This is a genomic window from Niallia taxi, from assembly GCF_032818155.1.
Taxonomy (GTDB): Bacteria; Bacillota; Bacilli; order Bacillales; family Cytobacillaceae; genus Niallia; species Niallia taxi_A.
In genome coordinates this window covers 1045971-1070094 of sequence record NZ_CP102590.1, presented here as the reverse complement: position 1 = coordinate 1070094, position 24124 = coordinate 1045971, and the positions used below count along the sequence as shown (strand labels likewise).

At 36.7% G+C, this 24124-nt stretch carries 21 protein-coding genes; 6 read left to right on the top strand and 15 right to left on the bottom strand.

What is annotated here, in order from left to right; all coding sequences use genetic code 11:
* Positions 1-86: 86 nt before the first annotated feature.
* From NQZ71_RS24365 to NQZ71_RS24355, 3 genes are all read right to left on the bottom strand, one after another.
* Positions 87-1829: an ABC transporter ATP-binding protein gene (locus NQZ71_RS24365; protein WP_317012531.1), complete on the bottom strand. Its 1743-nt coding sequence runs from the start codon at positions 1827-1829 to the stop codon at positions 87-89.
* Between the two features lie 85 nt (positions 1830-1914).
* Positions 1915-3672: an ABC transporter ATP-binding protein gene (locus NQZ71_RS24360; protein ID WP_317011930.1), complete on the bottom strand. Its 1758-nt coding sequence runs from the start codon at positions 3670-3672 to the stop codon at positions 1915-1917.
* A gap of 413 nt (positions 3673-4085) precedes the next feature.
* Positions 4086-4589: a MarR family winged helix-turn-helix transcriptional regulator gene (locus NQZ71_RS24355; RefSeq protein ID WP_144457579.1), complete on the bottom strand. Its 504-nt coding sequence runs from the start codon at positions 4587-4589 to the stop codon at positions 4086-4088.
* Between the two features lie 309 nt (positions 4590-4898).
* On the opposite strand from NQZ71_RS24355, the gene NQZ71_RS24350 reads away from it, so the two are divergent.
* From NQZ71_RS24350 to NQZ71_RS24340, 3 genes are all read left to right on the top strand, one after another.
* Positions 4899-5468: a TetR/AcrR family transcriptional regulator gene (locus tag NQZ71_RS24350; RefSeq protein ID WP_144457583.1), complete on the top strand. Its 570-nt coding sequence runs from the start codon at positions 4899-4901 to the stop codon at positions 5466-5468.
* Between the two features lie 126 nt (positions 5469-5594).
* On the top strand, positions 5595-5945 hold the full coding sequence (locus tag NQZ71_RS24345; RefSeq protein ID WP_275008747.1) for a DMT family transporter: 351 nt from the start codon (positions 5595-5597) through the stop codon (positions 5943-5945).
* 3 nt (positions 5946-5948) lie between these two features.
* The gene (locus tag NQZ71_RS24340; RefSeq protein WP_317011929.1) at positions 5949-6260 is read left to right on the top strand and encodes a DMT family transporter; all 312 of its coding nucleotides are present in this window, start codon (positions 5949-5951) and stop codon (positions 6258-6260) included.
* 81 nt (positions 6261-6341) lie between these two features.
* Here the strand turns inward: NQZ71_RS24340 and NQZ71_RS24335 are convergent, their stop codons facing one another.
* Entirely contained in the window at positions 6342-7289 is a 948-nt protein-coding gene (locus tag NQZ71_RS24335) for an alpha/beta hydrolase (protein ID WP_317011928.1), read from the bottom strand.
* Positions 7290-7319: 30 nt separating this feature from the next.
* Positions 7320-7577, bottom strand: a complete 258-nt coding sequence (locus tag NQZ71_RS24330; protein WP_317011927.1) for an HPr family phosphocarrier protein — start codon at positions 7575-7577, stop codon at positions 7320-7322.
* A 328-nt stretch (positions 7578-7905) separates the two neighbouring features.
* Between NQZ71_RS24330 and NQZ71_RS24325 the strand changes: the two genes are divergently transcribed.
* Positions 7906-8316: a MerR family transcriptional regulator gene (locus NQZ71_RS24325; protein WP_144457589.1), complete on the top strand. Its 411-nt coding sequence runs from the start codon at positions 7906-7908 to the stop codon at positions 8314-8316.
* A gap of 102 nt (positions 8317-8418) precedes the next feature.
* Here NQZ71_RS24325 and spoIIP read toward each other — a convergent pair whose 3' ends face one another.
* The 10 genes from spoIIP to NQZ71_RS24275 all read right to left on the bottom strand — a co-directional run bounded on the left by spoIIP (position 8419) and on the right by NQZ71_RS24275 (position 21235).
* Positions 8419-9336 carry a stage II sporulation protein P gene (gene spoIIP / locus NQZ71_RS24320; protein ID WP_186304152.1) on the bottom strand — a complete coding sequence of 306 codons (918 nt, stop codon included), beginning with the start codon at positions 9334-9336 and terminating at the stop codon, positions 8419-8421.
* Positions 9326-9865, bottom strand: a complete 540-nt coding sequence (locus NQZ71_RS24315; protein ID WP_317011926.1) for an RNA polymerase sigma factor — start codon at positions 9863-9865, stop codon at positions 9326-9328. Before NQZ71_RS24315 ends, spoIIP begins: the two co-directional genes overlap by 11 nt.
* A 162-nt stretch (positions 9866-10027) precedes the next feature.
* Positions 10028-10540 (bottom strand): kinase, encoded by a 513-nt coding sequence (locus NQZ71_RS24310; protein WP_317011925.1) that lies wholly within the window; start codon positions 10538-10540, stop codon positions 10028-10030.
* A 27-nt stretch (positions 10541-10567) separates the two neighbouring features.
* Positions 10568-11425 carry a MurR/RpiR family transcriptional regulator gene (locus NQZ71_RS24305; protein ID WP_317011924.1) on the bottom strand — a complete coding sequence of 286 codons (858 nt, stop codon included), beginning with the start codon at positions 11423-11425 and terminating at the stop codon, positions 10568-10570.
* Positions 11426-11440: 15 nt separating this feature from the next.
* Complete coding sequence (locus NQZ71_RS24300; RefSeq protein WP_186304153.1) at positions 11441-11614, bottom strand: hypothetical protein; 174 nt, start codon at positions 11612-11614, stop codon at positions 11441-11443.
* 182 nt (positions 11615-11796) lie between these two features.
* Entirely contained in the window at positions 11797-13053 is a 1257-nt protein-coding gene (locus NQZ71_RS24295) for a hypothetical protein (RefSeq protein WP_144457597.1), read from the bottom strand.
* 377 nt (positions 13054-13430) lie between these two features.
* Positions 13431-15722, bottom strand: coding sequence for a 5-methyltetrahydropteroyltriglutamate--homocysteine S-methyltransferase (gene metE / locus NQZ71_RS24290; RefSeq protein WP_317011923.1), 2292 nt, complete (start codon positions 15720-15722; stop codon positions 13431-13433).
* 87 nt (positions 15723-15809) lie between these two features.
* Positions 15810-17663 (bottom strand): bifunctional homocysteine S-methyltransferase/methylenetetrahydrofolate reductase, encoded by a 1854-nt coding sequence (locus NQZ71_RS24285; RefSeq protein WP_317011922.1) that lies wholly within the window; start codon positions 17661-17663, stop codon positions 15810-15812.
* Positions 17664-18048: 385 nt separating this feature from the next.
* Positions 18049-20112: a methyl-accepting chemotaxis protein gene (locus NQZ71_RS24280; protein ID WP_317011921.1), complete on the bottom strand. Its 2064-nt coding sequence runs from the start codon at positions 20110-20112 to the stop codon at positions 18049-18051.
* A 133-nt stretch (positions 20113-20245) separates the two neighbouring features.
* Positions 20246-21235 (bottom strand): alpha/beta fold hydrolase, encoded by a 990-nt coding sequence (locus NQZ71_RS24275; RefSeq protein ID WP_394374143.1) that lies wholly within the window; start codon positions 21233-21235, stop codon positions 20246-20248.
* A gap of 162 nt (positions 21236-21397) precedes the next feature.
* Between NQZ71_RS24275 and NQZ71_RS24270 the strand changes: the two genes are divergently transcribed.
* Together NQZ71_RS24270 and NQZ71_RS24265 are read left to right on the top strand one after the other, a co-directional pair.
* The gene (locus tag NQZ71_RS24270) at positions 21398-22219 is read left to right on the top strand and encodes a mechanosensitive ion channel family protein (RefSeq protein ID WP_260055007.1); all 822 of its coding nucleotides are present in this window, start codon (positions 21398-21400) and stop codon (positions 22217-22219) included.
* A 271-nt stretch (positions 22220-22490) separates the two neighbouring features.
* Positions 22491-23879, top strand: a complete 1389-nt coding sequence (locus NQZ71_RS24265) for a Na+/H+ antiporter NhaC family protein (RefSeq protein WP_394374163.1) — start codon at positions 22491-22493, stop codon at positions 23877-23879.
* Positions 23880-24124 lie beyond the last annotated feature (245 nt).

Sequence of the window (24124 nt, the reverse complement as noted above, 5' to 3'; positions counted from 1 at the left end):
TCCAACTATTAGTTCGGACTTACTTTGAATAAAACTTATTTCCAACCTCTTACTCTATGTTGCCTAGATTTTTATTCTTATAACTATTAAGAAGCTTCTTCAAACTGGCTATTATAAAGTTCCGCGTAGAAACCGTCTTTGCTGATTAATTCTTGATGGTTGCCTGCTTCAATAATATCTCCATCTTTCATCACTAAAATTAAGTCTGCATTTTTTATTGTAGAAAGCCTGTGGGCGATAACAAAGGATGTTTTTCCTTCTGTGAGCTTATCCATTGCTTGCTGGATAAGTACTTCTGTGCGTGTATCAACCGAACTAGTTGCTTCATCCAGAATAAGTAATGGTGCCATTTTCACCATAGCTCGAGCGATTGTAATCAGCTGTCTTTGTCCTGCTGATAAGCTTGATTTGTCATTTAAGATGGTATCGTATTTATCTGGCAGCGTATTTATGAAGTGGTCCAGTCCTACTGCTTTACATGCTGCCACTACCTCTTGTTCTGATACGTCATTCCTTGCATAAACAATATTATCTCGGATTGACCCTTCAAAAACCCATGTATCTTGAAGCACCATACAGAAGAGATCATGTAAGCATTCTCTCGTCATATGATTAGTAGGGATACCGTCAATGGTAATTTCTCCTCCATTTAATTCATAAAAACGCATCAATAGGTTGATTAAGGTTGTTTTTCCTGCTCCTGTTGGACCAACAATCGCTACTTTTTGGCCTGCTTTCACCTTGACAGAAAAATCCTTAATAATTAATTTGTTTTCGTCATAACCAAATTGAACATGCTTAAATTCCACATCACCTTTAACATTTTCCAATTTTTCTAACCTATTGCTTTCCTTAACAAGCTCTTCTTCATTTAAAAATTCAAAGACCCTTCCACTTGCTGCTGCTGTAGACTGCAGATTAGTCGCTGCTTGGGCGAGCTGCTGAAGTGGTTGTGTAAATAAGCGGATATACAGCATAAATGCGACGATTACCCCAAACGATATCGTTCCATTGACTGCAAGGGCAGCACCAACAATACAAACGACTACATACCCAAAGTTACCAATAAACATCATTAATGGCATCATTAGACCTGACAAGAATTGCGATTTCCATGCACTATCATATAATCTTGTATTAATTAGAGAAAAATCATGTTTTGCCTGCTTCTCCCCATTATATGCTTTCACCACATTATGCCCTGAATATGTCTCCTCAATATGACCATTCAGCTTTCCAAGTTCTGCTTGCTGCTGTGCAAAGAAACGCTGTGATTTTGAGATGATAAAAACCATCAATACAAATCCAATAAAGGTTGACAGCACTGCTGATATGGCCATAATCCAGTTTGTGTAAAACATCATAATCAATGATCCCACAAACATCGTAATTGCTGAAATTAATCCACTGATACTCTGGTTCATTGTCTGTCCGACCATATCTACATCATTAGTTACTCTGCTTAGCACATCTCCTGTAGTAGTAGAATCGAAGTATTTTAAAGGCAGACGGTTTATTTTCACGGAAATATCCTGTCGTAATTGCTTAGAAACTCTTTGGGTAACGGTAGCCATAATAAAGCCTTGAACGTAATTAAATATAAAACCCAATCCATATAAAAATACAAGTAAAATGGCAACATCGAACACAGCATCTAAATCAATGCTTCCCATTAATCCTTCTGTGATAAGATCCGTCATCTTGCTTAGCTGATTCGGGCCAACAATACTAAAGATTGCTGCAGCCATAGCAAGAATTAAGGCAATGATTATTGCTGGGAAGAAAACCTTGGAATACATTGCTAATTCTTTTAAGCTTTTAACGTTCATGCCTTTTTTAGGGCCTTGAATATTAGCATCCTTTAGCTTTTCATCAGATTTTCTGTTAGTATGCTCCTGTTCAGCTTGACGTTTTTCATCCAATTTCCAGTTCCTCCTTTGACAATTGTGAATACGCAATTTCTTGGTAAACATCACATGTGTGCATTAATTCAGCATGTGTGCCTATTCCGACTATTTTACCTTCATCTAATACTAGGATGCGGTCAGCGTCTTTAATCGTACCTATTCGTTGAGCAACAATAATTGAGGTTGCGTCCTTTATTTCTTGCTTTAATTTGGAGCGCAGGACACGGTCTGTTTTATAATCTAAGGCAGAGAAGGAATCATCAAATAGATATATTTCAGGTAACTTATAGATGGCACGTGCAATGGATAATCTTTGCTTCTGTCCACCTGAAAGATTTGTTCCTCCTTGAGATATAATTGACTCGTATTGCTGATCCATATTTTCAATAAAGTCTTTTCCTTGAGCAATTTCTACTGCTCTTTTCATATTATTTTCTTCTGCTGACTTTTTGTCGGGTTCACCAAAAGCAACATTGGAAGAAACGGACCCGCTGAACATAACTGCTTTTTGGGAGACGTAACCAAGCTTGTCTCTGAGTGATTCTAGCTTATAATCTTTTACATTAAGACCATCCACTAAAATTTCTCCTTCTGTTGCTTCCATAAAACGAGGTATTAGATTAACTAGCGTGCTTTTTCCGCTGCCTGTAGAACCAATAATGGCCAGCGTTTCTCCCTTAGATGCTTTAAAACTTATATCTTGCAAAACATATTCTGTCGCGCCAGGATATTTAAAGCTGACATTTCGAAATTCGATTTCAGCTTCTGATATGCCGTCTGTTGCACTTCCATCCTTTATGCTTACTTCCGTATCGAGGACCTCGTTAATTCGTTTTGCAGACACAGCTGCACGAGGGAGCAAGACAAAGGTGATGGAAACCATCATAAAGGCCATAATAACCTGCATCGCATAAGATGAAAATACGACCATATCAGAGAATATAGTCAGCTTACTTGTTATCGGTGCATTGTTTATTAAGACAGCACCAATCCAATAGATAGCAAGACTGATTCCAGACATTATTAAAGAAATAGTCGGCATTAAGATCGCCATTGTTCTCGTTGTAAATAGATTTGTTTCTGTCAGTTCGTTGTTTGCTTTTTCAAATTTATTCTGGTGGAACTTAGTAGAATTGTAGGCATGAACTACACGAATTCCTGTTAAATTTTCTCTTGTAACCATATTAAGATTATCTGTTAATGTTTGGATCACTTTAAATTTAGGCAATGCCACTAATACGATGATAGCAATTAATACTAACAGCACGAAGACTGCGACTCCTGTTGCAGCTGTCCACTGCCAGCTTTTGCCCATAATTTTCAAAACAGCCCAAACAGCCAGTATAGGTGCTTTCAAAACAACCTGCAAACCAAGAATAATAAGCATTTGAACCTGCATAATATCATTGGTAGAACGAGTAATTAAACTTGCTGTCGAAAAACCAGTGAGTTCCTCCATCGAAAACGAAAGGGTTTTGTCAAACACCTTTCCTCTTAAACGGTTTGAGAATTTCGCCGCCACTTTTGCAGCAAAATAGACAGTGATAATGGATGCTACCATACTTCCCACCGCACACAATAGCATAAAACCGCCTTGGGAAAGAACATCACTAATTTCACTACCTTCTGTTTGAACAAGCTTAGTAATTTCCGCCATATAATCAGGAAGCTTCAAATCAAGCCATACTTGTATAACAATAAATATCAATGCACAAAAAACTAACAGCCAATCCTTCCTTTGAAAATGGCTAAATATTTTTAACATCAAATGTCCTCCTTTTTGCAAAACCCGCTTCTTAAGGTCCGTATAATTTTAAGTGAAAAATGATCTTATAATCCATAATTATCCACGTACGTCTCTATTGTTACTGAGAGACATAGTTTACAATTCGCAAACTACATCGTACAGGATATATCGTATAACATGCATCTTATACGATATATTTTACCTTGTCAATTTTTAATAAATGGTTTTTTTCTGCTTGAAAAATAAAAAAAAACGGAACCCGTTTAGTTTCCGTTTCTAAATCCATATATTCAGCTTAGTTCCTTTTAGTGTACACATATGATCTAGTCAAGCAAGCTTCCCGACTACTTATAACTCATAAAATTTAATCAATAAAAGTATCATAAAAAACATAACAATAGTTTATTTAGATACATAGACCTCAGATAATTTTATTGATTATTATCTTTATCGGGAAAAAGCATTACATCAAAGGATTCCTTATAATTTATACCTTCTGTTGTCATTTTTTCTTTTACTGCGCCAACGAGAAGCTGCATTCCCTTCATAACGATTTCTTGCTCTTCTGCTTTTAACTGATCTAGTGCACCATTTATCATTTTATTTAAGTAAGTGTAATCTTTTTTGTTTATGCCTTCTTCAGCAGCCTTCGTTAATGTAATAACGACCGAGCGCTTGTCTTTAGGATTAGGACTTTTCTCGAGTATGCCTTTTCCTACAAGCCTATCAACAATATCTGAAACAGTACTTTGCGTCATTTTCAAATTATATGTTAATAATTTAATGTTTGTAATTTTATTTGTCACTACTTCGGCAATAACCCTAATTTGCGGGACTGTAAGGCCATACCCCTCAGCTTCTGTCTGCATACTTTTTGCTATAAAGCGTTGTAAAAAATCTATCGATTCGCGAAGATAATCAGCTCTTTCTAACATTTTTCCATTCCTCTCATTAACATCGGTTACGATACATCGCATTAGATATATTAATTAAAAAACATCTTACACGATGTATTTGTTCATGTCAATTGACTGCCAACAGTGGAAACCGGGAGCATGTTTAGGAAAAACATATACCCTTACTCTAGTTGTAATCAAACTGCTAAAAAAAGCTCGGATCGTTAACAGATTTTTGGGTGACTTTATAGCCAACTTAAGTGTAACTTATCACACTATAAAAGGTGATTGACATGTTCGGATTTCTCACATATACTAACTTACGAACGTTCGTCAGGGAGGTTTATCATGAAAGCAACCGAAATAAAAAAAAGTGCCTTAGCACAGTTTGTTAACAAAGGGTATGAAGCAACATCTTTAGACGATATTGTGGCTGGTATAGGTATTAAAAAACAATCTGTTTATTCACATTTCAAGCACAAGGAAGATATCTTTCTTCAAGTGATGAAGGATGTCGTTGATGAAGAAATATCTTTTTTGAAGAACTTTTTTCAAGAGCGCAAACAGGCTGAACTTGAAGAGGTTTTATTTCAACTGTTAGTAAAGTATAAAGAAAGGTATTTGCATCGAGAAGATAAAAACATTCAATTTTTGCTGCGGATGGCCTTCATCCCACCGTATCATTTGCGTGATTTTGTCATAGACCAATTTAACTTTTATAACCATAATTTAGAACAGCATTTGCTCGAGGTGTTTGTAAAAGCAACAAATATCCATGTAACTGCCGAAGAAGGCACTGTTTCATTCTTGAATTTTCTAGATGGAATACTTGTGGAATTAATTTATGCAAATAATGTTGATAATAGGCTGAACATCTCTTGGAAGATATACTGGAGAGGAATCTCCAATGATATATAAGTAATATGCCTATACATAATAGAGTTAAATTATAATGTGTAGGCATAGCAATGACATTATTTCTGTCATTGCAAACTAAACCTTACGAACATTCGTAAGGTGAATATTCAAGAAAAGGTGATTATGATGAATCGAAATTGGCTGTTCGTCCTGATAGCAGGAGTATTAGAAATATTTTGGGTATCTGGTCTTAAGCACGCAGATAACTCCCTTGAATGGATAGTAACCATCACAGCAATTGCTACTAGCTTTTGTTTGTTAACATATGCCTCAAAGAGTTTACCTGTAGGTACGTTATATGCGGTCTTTACAGGAATTGGCACAGCAGGTACTGTTTTAGCCGAAATGGTAGTTTTCGGAGAACCCTTTAATATGTACAAAATTATCTTTATTGCGACACTTCTCTGTGGAGTTGTTGGCTTGAAAATATTAAGTAGTTCAAAAGAAACAACAGAAATGGAAGTAAAAGGAGGCTGAAAAATGACTTGGTTAGCATTAATAGCAGCAGGTGGTTTTGAGGTTGTTGGTGTTTTAAATGTAAAAAGACTTGGTGAAAAACAGAAAAATGCTCTTTATTACATGATATTTTGTTTTGGTTTAAGTTTTCTATTATTATCATATGCTATGACAGAAATTCCAATGGGAATGGCTTATGATATTTGGACTGGAATTGGAACAATCGGGTCTGCACTATTAGGAATGCTTTTATTTAGTGAACCAAAGGATTGGAAAAGACTAGCATGTATCGGTGTTATATTGTTTTCTGCGGTAGGATTGAAGCTTGTTGCTTAACTAATATAAAGCTTCAAATTTTCACAAGTCAGCTGTGTACAAAACCAACAGGAGTATCACACTCCTGTTGGTTTTTGGCTATTATCTAAAATTCTCGGTAAAGAATGCTTCCAACTTGTCAAAAGGAATCAAATCTGTTTTGTCGTACAAATCAACATGTCCTGCATTTGGAACGACGTAAAGTTCTTTTGGTTCTGCTGCCAGCTCAAAAGCATCTTCACTGAAGTATCGTGAATGTGCATGTTCGCCAATGATTAATAACAGCGGACGTGGTGAAATGGATTTAATATGTGTTAACAGAGGAAGGTTCATAAATGACATACTGCTTGTTACCGTAAATTGAGTAATTGAATTCGGATGGTAACCACGCGGAGTTGAATAGAACTCACCAAACTCACGGCCAATAGGGTCTGTATTTTCATCAAATCCGATTGGTGCTCCACGCTGAGCAAGCGTTGGCTGTGCTGCCTCAAAATCTTCGTAACGTTGCTCTGCAATTGAATCGAGTATATTATTGCGATTTTCTTCAGTAAATGAGTCTTTCCAACCGTTTGACGCAACGCGAGAAATATCATACATACTTACAGTTGCAACAGCCTTAATTCGTCTGTCCACCTGTGCAGCACTAATTCCAAAACCACCACTTCCACAAATTCCGATTACGCCAATTTTATTTCTATCTATGAATGAACGAGTACCAAGATAATCAACAGCTGCACTGAAATCTTCAACAAATAAATCAGGTGAAGAAATATGTCGTGGCTCTCCACCGCTGTATCCGTTATAGGACGGGTCAAATGTAAGTGCCACAAACCCTCGTTCTGCCATGCTTTGAGCATAAATACCTGGACCCTGCTCTTTTACACCACCATATGGAGCCCCTATAATAAGACCTGCGTATTTTTTTGTTTCATCAAAATTAGTTGGAATGTAAAGATCTGCTGAAATGTTAATTCCGAACCTGTTTTTGTATAAAACAGACTTTCTTGTAACATTACTGCTTAACTCAAAAATATAGTTATCTGTCATTTTATCTTTCTCCTCCTCCTTCTGCTATTTTTATTTATTTAACAGAAAATCTTTTAATGTATGAATGGCAATCTGTTTATCTGTCCCACTTACTAGCAAGGTTATATCATCGCCACTATTTACATTTAAATCCATTACCTTCATAATCTCTTTCCCATTAGAGGATTTACCATTTTTAGTTAGTATCACATCACTGCTAAACGTTCGAGCTTTAGCAACAAATATGGTAGTATTTCTTGCTTGAAGTCCACGGTAGAGTCTAACTTTTTCCTTTGCTACAAACACCATATTCACCTTCCTAATGTTAAACTTGTTAATTCTTCAGGATGATACTTGGCTGAATACTAATCCATTATTATATTTTCAAGAGGCACTGGTGCGAATGAGAAATCTTCCGTTTTCAATTTTCATTCTCTTGCAAAAGCAATCTTAAACCTTATAGTTAACTCGAAGTCAAGCGATTACTTCATCTTTATTTTAGGCAGGAAACCATCATTATCGTTTTATTTTAAATTAGTTATTTGTGATTTTGACATACACCGATACCCGTGTTACTATTTTCGCATATGTTAGAGTTAACTCGAAATTTATCTTTAGGAGAATTGGAGAGAAAAAGATGAGTACTTATTCTATTAGTGAAGTGGCAAAGGAATTGAACCTAACAACCTATACATTACGGTACTACGACAAGGAAGGCCTTTTGCCTTTTGTGGAACGGACACCTAACGGAACACGACTGTTTAAAGAATCTGATATTGGTGCTTTAAGAATTATTGAATGCCTTAAATCCACTGGAATGCCTATTAAAGAGATTAAAAGCTTCATTGATTGGTGTCAGGATGGAGATTCCACCTTGCAGCAAAGATTTGATATGTTTTTAGAACGAAAGGCTGCTGTAGAAGCACAGATGGCAGAATTGAACAAGACAATGGAGATCATTAATCATAAATGTGATTATTATAAAACTGCTTTAGACGCAGGAACGGAAGATATTCATAAAGACGATAAAATTGGTAGCCTAAATTAACATAAAGCTGCCTATCCATCTAATACTTTGTTCTGGATAGGCGGCTTTAGATTATTTTCCTGTTTATGAACCTTAAATTCCGTATAAATATTCACTCAAAATCTACTTAACCAATGTTTGAATCACATTCGCCAAAGCCTCCACCGTGTTATACTCTTCCTCTAACGTGTTTTCAAAACCACCTATTTCAATGACGGCAGATTGATTTAATAAATCCTGATTATAATGATTTTGATAAGTGTCATAGCTTTTCGAGAATACACCTCTCGATATTCCAGGATATTTGTCATTTATTTTCTTATGAAGCTGTCTCGCAAACTCTTGGTTTTTTTCATAATTAGAATTTCCCGCATCTCCTTCTGATACAACAATGGTAATCTTCGCATAAGCTTTGCCATCAATCTCCAAGGTTGTTACTTCTCTTCTTGCAGAATCTCTATGTAAATCAAATGCCATTTGAATGCTTTGATTCTTCATAAGTGCGTCTTGCATATTTATCCTCGATATTTTATAGGCATCTTGGTAAGGTAATTCCTTTTCCTGGAGCTGCTTTGTATTATCATTAGTATCAAGAATATTATTGATATTCCTTTGTTTTAAAGCGCTGCTTAGCCTTTGGCCGACTAATGTCATATTAATTGTTTCATGGATACTATCGTTTACATTAAAAGTTTCTTCAGGGTAAATTGCCGTTAGTTCAGGTAAAAAGGATTCGTAATTATGTGTTTGACTTATATACACAAGAGGATCGTCTGTTAGTATGGTGGAAGGTTGATACTGATTCGTATTTGTGGAAAGCTGGATTGCTGGTTCTTTTGTCTGCTGATTGAATGAGGTTAAAGCAAAGAAACCTAAGATAAAAACACTTACTGCAACTGTTAGAAATCCAACAGCCTTTTTGCTGCGAGATTTTCTTGCTTTAAGTCTTAATTTTTTTTCTGTCTCTTGAATGAAATCTTCCCTTGGCTCAAGTGAATAGGAGCTTTTTATTAATTCCATTAGCTCTTTTTCAGTTCGCATTAATAAACACCTCCACATTTTCAACATTCAGCTTTCTTCTAAGCTCCTTTAATGCTCGATGATAGTTTACCTTCACTTTTGATTCACTGCATTGAAGTATCTCTGCAGTTTCTTTGATAGAAAATTCATTAATTCCTCTTAATATAACAACTGCTCTAAATGGAGGCTTTAATTTTGAAATTGCTGCATGAACATATTTTTTCAATTCATCCTGCTCAAGCATTACATCAGGTTCCTTTTCGGCTGTTATTTCATTCCATAATACTTTTTCACTAAGATAAACAAGCCAGCGCCTCTTTCGATAATGATCAATCGCTACATTCTTTGCTATCGACATAACCCATGCTTTTAAATGGCTGATTCGATTTAGCTCGGATAAATTATGAAGTACTCGAATAAATACCTCTTGTGTAAAATCCTCTGCATCACTGCGGTTTCCTGTAAAAACAATTAAGAAACGGTATACATCTAAATAGTACATATTATATATTTCTAGTATCTTTTCTTCTTTCTCATTAGATTGAAACACATTATCCCCCCTTTTTTATTTCAATTATTAATCGTATGAGCACCATGAAAAGTTACACTTTTTTTCAAAACAAAAGGCCGTCCAGCAAGGACGACCTTTACGGTATTATGTATTATTCCTTCAAAAGGAATTATTTACCTTCTACTAAAAAATAAAATTGTGCTATTCCTTTAATTGAGTTAATAGTAGCTCCATTATTTCGGTACGTGTCATATCATTAGTAAACTTGCATTCTCCATCAACACCTAAATAATCCTCTGGAATCCACCATGAGCGTAGTGCATCTTCTCCAAACTCCGTCTTTTTTGAACGAGTATTATGACGTTTGACTGTCTCTTCAAAGGTTAAGTCAAGATAATAACTAAATGCCCTTCCTTCATAGAAATCAATCAAGTTAGCAAGCATGTCGCCATAACGCTTTTTATATAATATACCCTCTACTATTACATATTCGCATTTGCCTTTACCATATTCGGCAACTTGACGGATTAAATCAATGGAAAGATTGCCTTCTCTATCTTGAACCTTTAACATATCGCGACGAATTGTATCCTGAGAAACCAACAGAGTACCTGCACCAAAATGGTCTTGAAGACTTTTGGCTATCGTGGTTTTCCCGCTCCCTGAATTCCCGCGCAGAATAATTAGCTTTGATTCCGTATTTGAGATTGTCATACTTCGCACCTAAAAATGTCATATTCTTTACTTTTTTTGTGAAAATTTTAAGACAGCGTTTCGTGAATTAACGATTTTTTCCATACTATCTTCATAATACTTAGAAACATAGGCATAAAAGATAATGTCTACAGTTGTAAATTGTGCAAGGATAGAGCTAGTGGCAGCACTGCGGAATTGTGCTTCTGGTGCCCGAACATACTGGAGTGACAATCCGACCTTTTGTGAAAGGCTATTTTGTCCAAATCTTGATAATCCAATTGTTTGACAGCCAGCTTCTTTTGCAATATCAACTAAGCTTAAAACCTCTGAGGTTTCTCCCGTGTTGGAAACACAGAAAAAGATACAGTTCTTTGTTACGCCAGAAAGAATTGAAGCATATATATGTGCGTCTTGAATAGCAACAACTACTTTCCCAAGGCGAGACCATTTTTGCATAATATCATCGGCTACTAGAGAAGAGGCTCCTAATCCATACACATAAACAACATCAGCATTTTTAATACTTTCAATGGTTCGACCAATGATTTCCTCATCTAACTCTATTGCTGTTTCCTTGATCACCTGTACAGAATTTGAAACAATCTTCCCTTTTATAGATTGGATTGTTTCATTATGTTCTATATCGTAAAAGCCACTTTTTAAAGAATGTGATAATTGAGAGGATAAGGAGAGCTTTAATTCCGAGTACCCTTCAACCCCAATAGAACGGCATAAACGTATAACAGCAGCACTGCTTGCATTTGCTTGGGTCGCTAATTCGTGAACAGACATTCTAACAATATGGTCTGCATTTTCTAATATGTATTGAGCAACTTTTCTTTCTGAATTAGGCAGCTCATCAATAACACTCTCAATTCTCACTAATATATTAACGGAAACCATTATTCTACCTCCTTCCTAGTATTCCTTTAGCTTCTTCAAGGCTAAATAATAACCCCCTAATGTTGATGATACATCATCTGTAATGAATTTTGTTTCAGGAAGTTTTTCTTTTATTTTATCAATAAATACTGACTGGACAATAGGGATTTTTGTTAAAATACTGCCTTTTACTGCAATTTTAACGGCCAACCTTTCACCTGCATTAGCTTCTTCTTTTCGGAAAACTCTGTACAATTAAGATATGACAATATAATTTCAGTCAGCCTGCTAGTTTCTAAATGCCTATCATTAAACTGCAATAAAACAATACACATAACATAAAAAAACTGCAGTTACCTGCAGCCATAAACCAAATTTTAAATTTACTTAACCTAAACATCTATCCGTTGCGGAAGAACTAGATACCCCATCGCTTTCCGTGATTTAAGGATTTTAATCAGTTGTTCCTGAAGAGTGTCATTGCATGTTACCTGTATGATAACCTCGCTTTTTTTGGGGGAAAAGAGTTTTAATTGCCCTTTACTTATGGCTATTTCGATTAACAGACCCAATGTAAAACCGCCGACAAGTCCCAGTAAGCCCCAAATTATCGGCCCTAAGTATAAAACAAAACCGTATATTGATCCTAAAACCATTCCTATTGTTCCTCCAAGCATTGCTCCGTCCAATAGACTTCTGCCATCTACGCTATGAAGAGAATCGAGGATATGAGTTGATGCCTTAAGATTTTCTAATGGCATTGCAACTATATTCTCCTGTGGTATCCCTATTTTCTCCATTTCGTGAATGACGATTTCTACAAATGGCGAGTGTTCAAATGTAGCTATTATTTGGACTTTATTGTTCACAAATGTTTTTTGCTGTGACAAGTTCGCATCCCTCACTCTTAAGTAACGAATTTGCTCAATATCGTAAAGTGTATTACTTTCAATTACGGCTGTATATGCCTGATAAATAGCAAAAGCATACATAGAAGGCATAAATAGAAACCATTGCCAATCTACCATTTCAACTACTGCATTAAAATCACCGAGGAAAGAGTAAAGCCACATCCGAACGGCCTCTGCTTTATATGCGACATATATCCACCATGCTAAAACAAGTGTCCCCACAACAGTACTGCCAGCATATAATTGGCCAAGACCAGGAGACAATAAGGACCAGATAGCACCTACCCAAGGGTTCTTTTTGTCGAGAATAACAACATCAAAAAACGTTACTTCTGAGGGTGTGACCGGTGCATCTTCCACTTCTGCTAAAACATGACTTTTAGCGACCTCAACAGCACAGCGATAACTGTCCCAGATACTATATACATAAACTGCCATATACAGTAAAAACCAGTCTTCATTTATTTGAATCTTGGCTTCTTCAAACCTGCCAAGCATTGATAAGGCTATGCCTTTATTTAAATTGGCTTGACTATTTACAACAAGCTCCCAAATGATCAGAATAAATCCATGTAGATATTTTCCTAAAAACATATGACCAAAACCTGGGAAGGCTGCAGACCACCATGCGGCAATCCAAGGGATTCGGGGATATGCCGAGTTTACTCCTAATGCTGAAATTAGGCCCTTTGTATAGCGAGGTTTTATATTAGCTGACTGGAACCTTTGATGTGGCATAAATTATCCTTCTCCTCTGGCTAACTCTCTACTTAATATTACCAACAATTGTTTGCATCATTCGGTTTACTTCTACAACTGCTATATTCACCCATTTTTAAGATTTTCTTCATTGAATTACAATACGGTTACTATATCGTTACTTTTCTTCGTAAATCCTTTTTTTCGCGTTTTTATTGATATAATAGTGTTCTGATAAAATGGTTTAGCAAGATAATAACCAACCCAAACAGGGAGCCTACTATGTTGTTGGTACATAGTAGGCTTTTTGTCTGTTTTTCATAAACTCTTAATCTGTGCAGTAATTACTAAATGGATAGTTCGCCCCAATAACCACCTTAAAAAGGAGCAAACCAGTCTGGTCTGCTCCTTTCACCTTATACAGTTTGTGACAGCTGCTCGCGTAGTTTCTGTGTTGCGGCCACCATGTTTTTCAACGATTTAACTGTTTCTTCCTCACGGCGTGTTTTCAAGCCACAGTCTGGGTTAACCCAAAACTGTTCCTTTGAAATAACTTCAAGACTATCATTAAGTATATTTTCCATTTCTGCTACACTCGGTACGCGTGGGCTGTGGATGTCATAAACGCCTAAACCAATGCCAAGCTCATAGGAATTTTGTTTAAGTGAATGAATTAATTCACCATGGCTTCTTGATGTTTCAATTGATATAACATCAGCATCTAGTGCTCGAATTGTATCAATAAAATCATTAAATTCACAATAGCACATATGAGTATGCACCTGCGTTTCATTTTGCACACTTGATGTCGCTAGCTTAAACGCGTTAACGGCCCAGCGCAAATATTCATTCCATTTTTCTTTTCGCAATGGCAGCCCTTCACGCAGTGCCGGCTCATCTACTTGAATAATGGCGATACCTGCATCTTCTAGTGCTTGAATCTCTTCTCTTAAAGCTAATGCTAACTGGTTTGCAACTTGTTCTCTGGAAATATCATCACGGACGAAAGACCAATTTAAGATTGTAATAGGACCTGTCAGCATTCCTTTCACATATTTTTCCGTTAGTTCTTGGGCCTCTACTATTTCCTTCACTGTCATTGGAGATGTCCATTCTACATCTCCATAAATAATTGGTGGTTTTACACAGCGGGAACCGTAGGAAACAACCCAAGCGAATTTAGTAAATGCGATACCACTTAGCTTTTCTCCAAAATACTCTACCATATCTGTACGCTCAAACTCACCAGTTACTAACACATCCAAACCTATATCCTCTTGGATTTCAATCCAGCGAGCTGTTTCGTTTTTTACAAATTCCGCGTAAGCAGCATCTGTAATTTCCTTTTTACGCCAAGCAGTTCGTGTCCGCTTCACTTGGTCTGATTGAGGAAAACTTCCGATTGTTGTTGTCGGGAAATCCGGTAAATTCAATGCTGTTTGCTGTAGTGACTGACGCTCCTTAAATGATAGCGGGCGTGAGAAATCCGCTGCCTTCACTGTAGCTTCAAGCTGCTTTACATTCGTATTATTTCTCGTTTTATGCTGTGCAAGTGCTTCAATTGCTTGTTTGCTTTTTTTGAGGCTATTTTTATCAGACGTTCCTGCTCCAACACAATAAGCTGTTACTTGTGTCAGCTCCTCTATCTTTTCATCAGCAAATGACAGCGCAGCATTTAATGTTGCATCAAGCTCTTTTTCCGTTTTCGTTGTAACAGGTACATGCTGGAGGCTGCATGATGACTGAATCCAAGCCTCCTTAACACCACTTAATAGTAGTAATGATTGTGCTGCCGCAGCTTTTTCAACTAAGTCAGCCTTCCATATATCTCTTCCATTTATTAGACCTATTCCTAATACTTTATCCTGTGGGAAGCCGTATTTGCGAATAGAAAGGATGTTTTCCTCTGCCCCATGGACAAAATCAAGGCCAAATCCTGCAACAGGGAGCTGTGTTAGTTCTTTGTATGCTGATAGTGCTTCGAAGTATGTTTGCAGCATCAATTTTGCTTCAGGTAATTCTGATGCCAAGTATGTGTAAGCTTCCTGTACAAGTTTTATGTCTTCCTCATTCAAAGAAAGGCATAATGCAGGTTCTTCTACTTGAATCCATTCAGCTCCAGCTTCAAGCAGCTCTTGAAAAACCTGTACATACAGAGGCAATAATTTAACTAAAAACGAATTTTTCGATTTACCATCATATCCTTTTGCTAATTGTACAAAAGTAAATGGACCGATAATAGTCGGCTTAGCAATAACACCAAATTCTTCCTTCGCTTCAATGAAATAATCTAAAATATAGTTTTTTGTTAGCTGTGGCTGCTTGCCTTCATACTCAGGTACAATATAGTGATAGTTTGTGTTAAACCACTTAGTCATTTCACATGCCACTGCTTCTTTACCGCCACGAGCCATTGTATAGTATGTTGTTAAGTCTACTTCATCTCCTGTCCATTTATAGCGGTTTGGGACCAATCCAAACATTGCCGCAACATCAAGCATACGATCATAAAAGGTAAAATCCCCGACAGTCAGTAGATCGAGACCAAGAGTTTGCTGGTGCTTTAAGTTATTCAAACGGATTGATTTCATTTCTGTCGTAAATTGTTCCTCAGATATTTTCTTATTCCAAAAAGATTCCACACAACGCTTCCATTCACGATTTCCACCAATATAAGGATAGCCAATCACTGTACTAACTAAATTCATTATTTGTTCCTCCTTAAATTATTAAAAGTTTTCCTATATTATTAATCGGTATTAACATACTATTGTTTCCTCTATATGCCTTGCTTCTTATTGCTCGTTTGCTGTTAGTTCCACAACTCGTTTATTATCCACTTCTCTTATATATTTTGACAGCTCCTCTGTCAGCTCAAACCGCAGAAAAGGTGTTATTAAATAAATCCCTTTAAACCTCTCTGAAGCTGCATCTACTAACTCTTTTGCAATCGCAATTCCTTCAGCTCTGGCCTTTATAGGATCATTACCTGCCGAAGCCATTGCCTTTCTTACAGTATCAGGAAGCTTAATTCCAGGAACCTCATTATGAATAAATTCAGCATTTCGTGTGCTTGTTAGTGGCATGATCCCCATAAATATCGGTGTGTCGAGATGCTTTGTGGCTTCATAAACGTCTTCTATTTGGCTGGTTGAAAAAACTGGCTGTGTCAAAAATGACTGTGCGCCACAAGCAATTTTCTTTTCCATCCGCTCTACTGCTTTATGCATATGGCGAATATTAGGATTGAAGGCAGCGGCAATTTTGAAATTTGTTCGCTGACCAAGGCTTTGTCCAGAGTAGGATAACCCTTCATTAAATTGCTTCACAAGGCTGATTAAATCGAATGAAGAAAGATCATAAACGCTTGTCGCACCTGGAAAATCACCGATTTTGGAAGGGTCTCCGGTCACGACTAACACTTCATTTAAGCCAAGTGTCTGCAAGCCCATTAAGTGAGACTGCAGGCCAATCATGTTTCGGTCACGACAGGTGATATGCATCAGTGGCTCTGAGCCAATTTCCTTTTTTAAAATCGTTCCAAGAGCAACATTGCTAATTCTTGGGCTTGCTAAGGAATTATCAGCAAGTGTGATAGAGTCTACTCCTGCCTTATGCAGTGCTTTTGCCCCTTTCATAAACTCCTTAATACCCAATTTTTTCGGCGGATCTAATTCAACTAAAATGGTTCGTTCCAATTTTGCTTTTTCATAAAGACCTTTTTTCGTTTCTTTAACTGCTGCTTCTATCACTTCAACTTTACGTTTGATTATTTTCTTTTCCTTTATTGGAGCTATATTGCCAAGCGCCTTTTTAACTGCAGCAATATGGTTTGGCGTTGTGCCACAACAGCCTCCGATTATGCGTGCTCCTTGATTACGCAAATTAACTGCGCTATATCCAAAATAATCAGGAACAGCTTCATATATGAAGCGCCCGTCAACATATTCAGGAAGACTGCTCGCATTTGGGTAAACAGACAGGAACGCTTTCTTTGGAAGCGGAACCTCTTCAAGTGAGCGTATCATATGGTGCGGACCTAAATGACAATTCACACCAACCGCATCTGCACCTAACGCTTCGAGCCTTAGTAAGGCTTCATTTAAATGAATACCTTCCTGCAAATAACTCGTTTCATGTAACGAAACATTTGCAATTATCGGCAACTCTGTTTCATTTCTGGCAATCTTTAATACCATTTCTAGTTCTTCTAAATCATAATAGGTTTCTAATATCAACCCATCTGGATTTTCAATAAGCTGGCTGTATAATTGCTCGCGAAAGCATCTTTTAATCTCATCCAAATCGAGGTCAGATTTCCGAAAGCTTCGAGAAGCACCAATAGTTCCAAAGACGAAGGCTTTCCCGTTTGCTGCTTTTCTGGCAATAGCAATGCCTTTTCTATTAATAGTGCTAACCTCTTCCTCCAGACCATATCGCTTAAGTTTATAATAGTTCGCCCCATATGTATTGGATTGGAGAATATCAGCACCAGCCTCTAAATACGCTGAATGGATTGTTTCGATTCTGTCTGGGTGGGTAATATTCAACTCTTCATAACAATTATCAATTCCATTTGAATAAAGAAGAGTTCCCATCGCCCCATCACCGATTAAAATTCGCTTTTGCAATTCATCTCTGAAATTCATCAATTCCCCTCCTTCAAGAGCCTCACTTTCAATGTTTTAGAACAGGAAGTTAAATGGCAGTAAAAGCAGGACTGCAGCTAGCATTGGGTCATTCCTATACTCCCAATTTTAAAAATACTAATTTTTAAATATCTAAACTGCCTCCTTTTTTTCTTATCTCTAACGTTGTTTGTAGCTTATCATGTTTAAAGAGCTATAGTGTAACGGATAAAAGTAATCGGTGGTTATAAAGAACAGTTGTAACGGATAAAAGTAATTAGTGGCTATAAAGAACAGTTATAGCCACTGTGAGGAAATCATTAATTAAATATACGCAGCAGGAAAAGGAAAAAACTAAATAAAGGCATGATTCCTGTATATCGGATTCATGCCTTGTTGACTTTATTTATATCTTAAACTGAGAAATTAGTTCCTTCAGCTGTTGTGACATGCTTTGTAAATGGCCACTTGCATTTTTCAAATTGTTCATGGTAGCTAGTTGTTCCTCTGTGCTTGCAACAACGTTTTGCGTATTATCAGACGCATTTCTTGCAATATCTGATAAATGCTCAACAGATGCTGTGATTTCTTGTGATGCAGCGGACATTTGTTGAGAAGAAGCGGACACTTCCTGAATTAGACTATCCACGGATTGAATAGATTCTAATATTGTCAAAAATGCCGTGTTTGCTCCATTTACTACAACTATACCTGCTTGAACCTCTTTTGTTCCATTATCCATTACGTCAACAGCTAGCTTTGTATCTTGCTGGATTATTGAGATTATCTCTACTATTTCCTTACCAGATTGACTAGATTCTTCTGCGAGCTTGCGAACTTCATCTGCAACTACAGCGAATCCTTTTCCGGCTTCCCCAGCTCGTGCTGCTTCAATTGTTGCATTAAGAGCCAAAAGATTCGTTTGATCAGCAATATCGGAAATAACCTTGACAATATCCCCAATTTTATTCGAATGCTCGCCTAATCTTCTTACTACTTCAGCTGATTGAGACACACTTTGCTGAATGGAGTTCATTTGTGTTGACGAGTTTTCTAATGAACGGCGACCATCCTTAGCTTTTTCCATTACGTCTGCAGAATTCTCCAGCATTTCTACAGAAGAAGACGCAATTCTTTGAATACCAGAGCTCATTTCTTCCATTGCCAAAACGATTTGCTGAGAGCTTTCTGTTTGTGCTTGTGAACCTTCAGAAACCTCCTGAATAGCATCAGCTATATGTTCTGTAGCCTTCGTTGTTTCTGTTGCTCCTTCTCTCAATTCAAAAGAGGTTGTGGATACTGCTTCAGAATTTGCAGCTACTTGTGAAATCATCTCTCTAAGATTACTAATCATTTTGTTAAAATTACTAGCCATTACACCGAATTCATCAGAGCTTTTAATATGCAGCTCCTTTGTCAGATCGCCATTGGACATATCTACAGACAAATCATTGACCTTCTTCACATTCTTAGATAAATACGTAGAGAAAAATATGATTCCAGCAGCAATAATAATGATACCGACAATGCCAATTATTATTAAATACTTTAAAATAGATTGAGATGCTTTTGTAAGCTCAAGCTTAGGCACAACAGACCCTAATACCCAGTCAGTACCTTGAATTTGTTGATATTGCACATAGTATTCTTGACCATTTTCAGTAAAGTAGCCATCACCTTCTTTACCAGAAAGCATCGATGTTGATAGTCCAGCTAATTCCTTGCTTTTTTCGTCCTTTATGTTTAGCTTCATTACCTTTTCTTCATTTTTTGCTGCAATATATTGCCCGTCTTTATCCAAGAGAAACGCCCAACCCTTTTCTCCCACTTTTGTTTCAGATATTAGTGTTTTTATTTCTCCAAGATCAATATCACTCGTTACAATTGCTTGTAAAGTATTATTTCCATTCTCTTCTTTATAGATTGGCATTGCTGCAGTAATCAACGTTGCCTTAGTACTTTCATCGTATAATGGCTTTGTATAAGCAATATTCGCAGTGTTATCTGACCCAACACCAGCTTTGTACCAAGCTTGATTTGGATAATCGTAACCTGGATCATTATAAGCTTGTGTGGATGTAATCTTGCCGCCCTCTCTATAGCTGTACGTACTGAAGTATTTTGTGTCTTCTTTATATTTATAAGGATCAAAATATATTCCTATTCCGTATACATCTTGATTATCCTCAAGCACCGCTTTAAACACGGAGTCAAAATCTTGCAGTGTATAGCTTGTTGCCTTTCTCTCTAATGCATTAGCAATACCTTTTGAAAAGGCAGTATGTGTATCAATAACTCCTTGCACGTTACTAGTTATGGAATCTAACTGATATTTCAGCTTTTGATCTGTTTCATTGGATATATAATTATGGGATGCTTTAAAAGAAACAGTCGTCATCACCACTAGCGTTATAAAAATTAACGGCATAAGAAAAACCAGTGTTTTTACTTTTATAGACATTCTTTTCATTAGTAGCCTTCCTTCTAAGAATTTGTTTAAGCAGTTAGAACTTAATAATATTATCGGTCCATTTTTATAAAGATGAATGACTAATATTTGACTATACGAAAAGGACTACCAAAAAAAGGCAGTCCTGCACGATCTAACTATATCCGCTTTTGATACGCTCTTGAATAAAAGTAATCGTATCTTCCGCTATTTTTTTTTGCTGTAACACTATGCCAGAATGACCACAATTATATAACTTTCTTGGCGGTTTTCCCCATGACTCCCATAAATAATCGGCATCTTCTAATGAGATATACTGATCATATTTACCAGAAATTAATAGGATATTATCCTTCTTTATTTTAGGAAGTGTAAGACTTGGATCAGTTATTTCCCAGTGTTTTAATAAAGCTTTATAATCTATCCCGTTCTGCAATAAATCCTCTTTAATATACCTTCCAGGAATAGTATTCCAAATGGAATAGGCTAGCCTATTTGCATAAAACACAGAAACAACTGCATCAAGTTCTGATTCAAGTGTTGCGATTAAATTTGTAATCCATCCTCCTAAACTTACCCCAACTAAAATAATCGGCCCATCATTTATTTGTTTGATTGAATGAATTAATGTCCTTAAATCAATGATTGATTGTCTAGCCGCCGCAACTGTTCGATCGATATTTGCACTTATCATTAATTCTCCATTATAAAGGGAGTGTGGCGGAGTACGATCCATATGATATGCCAGTGGAAAGTAATACATATTCCAGCCTAACTGAGACATGCGGCTATGGTACATACTTTTTAACTTACTGTATGAGTTCATTCTCCAGCCATGAACAAAGATAACATTCGGATTAGCTGCCCCTTCGGCATGCAAGTATACCTCGCCACTTACTAGATCATTTATAGGAAATTCCGATGTAACTATTGACTTAAAGCGATAAATGCCTGTGTCATAATCAATATTTACCTGTACATCCTTTGTATCAACTTGATAAAAATCCTCTCTCCGTATAGGTTCTAATATCTCTTTCGGCACAGAAAACTGCGATTTTTTACTTTTCTTTTTATGTAACTGATTTAAAGCGTAGTGGTCAATGAACTTAGAAAAAAGCACTTTACATTCCCCTTTTAAATACATTTTGCAAAAAATAGTATTTAACTCCCTGTATTCCTACCAGTCAGCTCTCCATCCTGCCTAGATAAAACTTCTTTTTTTTTCGAAATCATGATATTGTTAATTTTTATTAGGAGTTTTTTCTCCTAGACTGTAATCCTCTGCATTAAATATTGGGGTGAAAAAATGAATGATATTTCGAAGCTGCTTGAAAAGTTTCCTATTAAAATCACTGTAGCAGCATTGCTTATTATACTAATTGTTTATTTAATCCGTAAATTTATTAAGATTTTCTTTGATAAAACAAGCTTTTTAGATGAAAATCGTGAAGAGACCATTATCCATTTCACCAATCAGGCGACAAAGGTAATAGGAGTAGTCTTTTTCCTCCTTTATTTACTTAGCCACTTCTTTGATCTTGAAAAGCTTGTTACTGGCTCCGTTGTTGTGGCAGGTGCCTTGGCTGTTATTCTTCAGCATATTATCAGGGATTATATAATGGGGCTAACATACCTGTTTGAACGCCAAATTAATTACGGCGATTATATTATTATTAATGGCGAGCGCCAGGGGAAAATTGAAGAAATCAGCATGCGCCATCTCAAAATCCGCCAATACGATGGCTACCTGTATACTGTTTCCTATAGCAATATAACAGAGCTTCAAAATGGGACAAGAGGCAGACGCAGGGTAAATGAAAGCCTTATCCTCAATTACAGACAAAATCCAGATGCTGCCTTCAAAGTAATGGAGGAAGTAGCTCGAATTTGTAATGAAAAATATGGCGAATATTTATTAAAGGATGAAAACGGTGTTTCCGTTGAAAGATTTCAATTTAACGAGATAACCGAGCTAAATGTTGATTTCATGGGCCATAAATATTCTATATCTGGTCTTGTGAAGGAAGCTGATTATGTGGAAGCAAGTAAAAGGTTGCGGTACGAGCTAGCACTTGCCGCCTACAATAGCGATTTAATAATGGCAGAGAGCACAAGCACCAGCCATTAATATAGAAACAAGCAAGGGTCATTTACCTTGCTTGTTTGTTATGTATTTATTTTTTAGCTTCCAAAAACGGTAAACACCCTTCTCTTTTTTTGGTCAAAACCTCCTATTTTCTTAACTAGTTAAAATAAATTATTTTGACATAAGAAAAAAAATCGTGTAATGTAATGCATGTTCGCTTTAACGCTTAAAAGCGTTTGTTTGAAAAAGAGTGACAATTTAAACAATCTCTTTTTAGTAAGAACGAAGTATTAAGAGTTTTGGAGGAAAAATGATGGAGTTAGAAAAAAACACGCTGACAGTCCGCCCGATTGAAGCAGCGATTGTTACTATATTATTAATGGGGATACTTGGATACCTCATCATTGGGGTTAAGGTTGTTCCTCATATTGCGATAATGACAGGAATTGCACTTTTATTAACTTATGGCGCAGTCAAAAAAGTTGGCTTTAGTGAACTAGAGCAAGCGATGGTGGATGGCATTAAACCAGGATTAGGTGCTGTAATGATTTTCTTTTTCATAGGAATGCTTATAAGCAGCTGGATGGCAAGCGGCACAATCCCAACATTTATCTATTTATCTGTTGAACTAGTTACTGGAAAATTTTATTATGCAATAGTTTTTGTTGTTACAGCGATTATCGGTCTTTGTATTGGAAGCTCCCTCACTACTGCAGCTACCATTGGAGTTGGCTTTATGGGAGCAAGCATTGCATTGGACATTTCGCCTGCTATCACAGCGGGAGCGATAATTTCAGGTGCATTCTTTGGGGATAAAATGTCGCCATTATCTGATACTACTACACTAGCAGCAAGTGTTGCTGATACTGATTTATTTGAACATATTAAGGATATGGCATGGACAACTGTTCCTGCATTTATTATTTCTTTCTTTGTCTACTTAATGATATCACCTAAGACAACAAGTGAAAGCATTCAGAAAATAGATGCGATTAAAGGGACACTGCTGGATCAGAACCTTGTCCACTGGTACTCTATCATCCCATTTATTATTTTAGCAGTGCTCGCACTTAAAAAGGTGTCTGTTATTGCCACATTATTCGCTGGTACAATTTCTGCACTTATTATTTCCTTTTGGGTGAATAACAGCTTAGGATTTAAAGGGATATTAGAATTACTTTACTCAGGATACAAATCAAATAGTGGAATTACAGAAGTAGACTCCATGCTATCAAGGGGTGGCATCGAAAGCATGATGTTCAGTATTTCCATTATTCTACTTGCCTTAAGCATGGGAGGCCTGTTATTTAAACTAGGAATCGTTCCTGCCCTTATATCTGTAGTGCAACGCATACTTAACCGCGTTTCCTTACTAGTATGCTCTGCTGCAGGCATGGCAGTTGCTGTTAACTTTATAATTGGTGAACAGTACTTATCCATCCTGCTGCCGGGGAATGCTTTTAAAGAAAACTTCAAAAAGGCAGGTCTAAAACCAAAGCATCTGTCACGTGTGCTTGAAGATGCAGGAACAGTCGTTAATCCACTTGTTCCTTGGGGTGTATGTGGGGTATTTCTGTCAACTGTACTCGGTGTTACTGTGACAGAGTATGCTCTATTTGCATTCTTCTGCCTTTTATCACCATTAATTACGTTATTTTATGGTTTTACAGGCATATCATTACCTAAAACGAAGAAGCTTTAAAATAGCTTATATTTAGGGCGCAGTTATCATCATGATAACTGCGCCCTTATTTTGCCACCTTCCAACCCAAAATACCATTGAATTTAAATGGTGGAATGGCTATTTTTCGATCATTGCGTTTGTAATTGCCTTTGGTTTTTTATTGCCATTACATTTGAAAATTATTAGAAGTGACTAAATAGAAAAAAAGGTACTTCTGCTATTTTGCTCAAAATGGATAGAAGCAAAATAGCAGTACAGCACCT

Excerpts from the sequence above, each read along its gene's own strand:
- metE (WP_317011923.1), bottom strand. The coding sequence starts at position 15,722 with ATGAATTTAGTTAGTACAGTGATTGGCTATCCTTATATTGGTGGAAAT.
- NQZ71_RS24355 (WP_144457579.1), bottom strand. The coding sequence starts at position 4,589 with ATGTTAGAAAGAGCTGATTATCTTCGCGAATCGATAGATTTTTTACAA.
- NQZ71_RS24340 (WP_317011929.1), top strand. The coding sequence starts at position 5,949 with ATGACTTGGTTAGCATTAATAGCAGCAGGTGGTTTTGAGGTTGTTGGT.
- NQZ71_RS24280 (WP_317011921.1), bottom strand. The coding sequence starts at position 20,112 with ATGAAAAGAATGTCTATAAAAGTAAAAACACTGGTTTTTCTTATGCCG.
- NQZ71_RS24275 (WP_394374143.1), bottom strand. The coding sequence starts at position 21,235 with ATGTATTTAAAAGGGGAATGTAAAGTGCTTTTTTCTAAGTTCATTGAC.
- NQZ71_RS24335 (WP_317011928.1), bottom strand. The coding sequence starts at position 7,289 with ATGACAGATAACTATATTTTTGAGTTAAGCAGTAATGTTACAAGAAAG.
- NQZ71_RS24310 (WP_317011925.1), bottom strand. The coding sequence starts at position 10,540 with ATGACAATCTCAAATACGGAATCAAAGCTAATTATTCTGCGCGGGAAT.
- NQZ71_RS24325 (WP_144457589.1), top strand. The coding sequence starts at position 7,906 with ATGAGTACTTATTCTATTAGTGAAGTGGCAAAGGAATTGAACCTAACA.
- spoIIP (WP_186304152.1), bottom strand. The coding sequence starts at position 9,336 with ATGCGAACTGAAAAAGAGCTAATGGAATTAATAAAAAGCTCCTATTCA.
- NQZ71_RS24285 (WP_317011922.1), bottom strand. The coding sequence starts at position 17,663 with ATGAATTTCAGAGATGAATTGCAAAAGCGAATTTTAATCGGTGATGGG.
- NQZ71_RS24305 (WP_317011924.1), bottom strand. The coding sequence starts at position 11,425 with ATGGTTTCCGTTAATATATTAGTGAGAATTGAGAGTGTTATTGATGAG.
- NQZ71_RS24330 (WP_317011927.1), bottom strand. The coding sequence starts at position 7,577 with ATGGTGTTTGTAGCAAAGGAAAAAGTTAGACTCTACCGTGGACTTCAA.
- NQZ71_RS24365 (WP_317012531.1), bottom strand. The coding sequence starts at position 1,829 with ATGAACGTTAAAAGCTTAAAAGAATTAGCAATGTATTCCAAGGTTTTC.
- NQZ71_RS24345 (WP_275008747.1), top strand. The coding sequence starts at position 5,595 with ATGAATCGAAATTGGCTGTTCGTCCTGATAGCAGGAGTATTAGAAATA.
- NQZ71_RS24295 (WP_144457597.1), bottom strand. The coding sequence starts at position 13,053 with ATGCCACATCAAAGGTTCCAGTCAGCTAATATAAAACCTCGCTATACA.
- NQZ71_RS24350 (WP_144457583.1), top strand. The coding sequence starts at position 4,899 with ATGAAAGCAACCGAAATAAAAAAAAGTGCCTTAGCACAGTTTGTTAAC.
- NQZ71_RS24265 (WP_394374163.1), top strand. The coding sequence starts at position 22,491 with ATGGAGTTAGAAAAAAACACGCTGACAGTCCGCCCGATTGAAGCAGCG.
- NQZ71_RS24270 (WP_260055007.1), top strand. The coding sequence starts at position 21,398 with ATGAATGATATTTCGAAGCTGCTTGAAAAGTTTCCTATTAAAATCACT.
- NQZ71_RS24360 (WP_317011930.1), bottom strand. The coding sequence starts at position 3,672 with ATGTTAAAAATATTTAGCCATTTTCAAAGGAAGGATTGGCTGTTAGTT.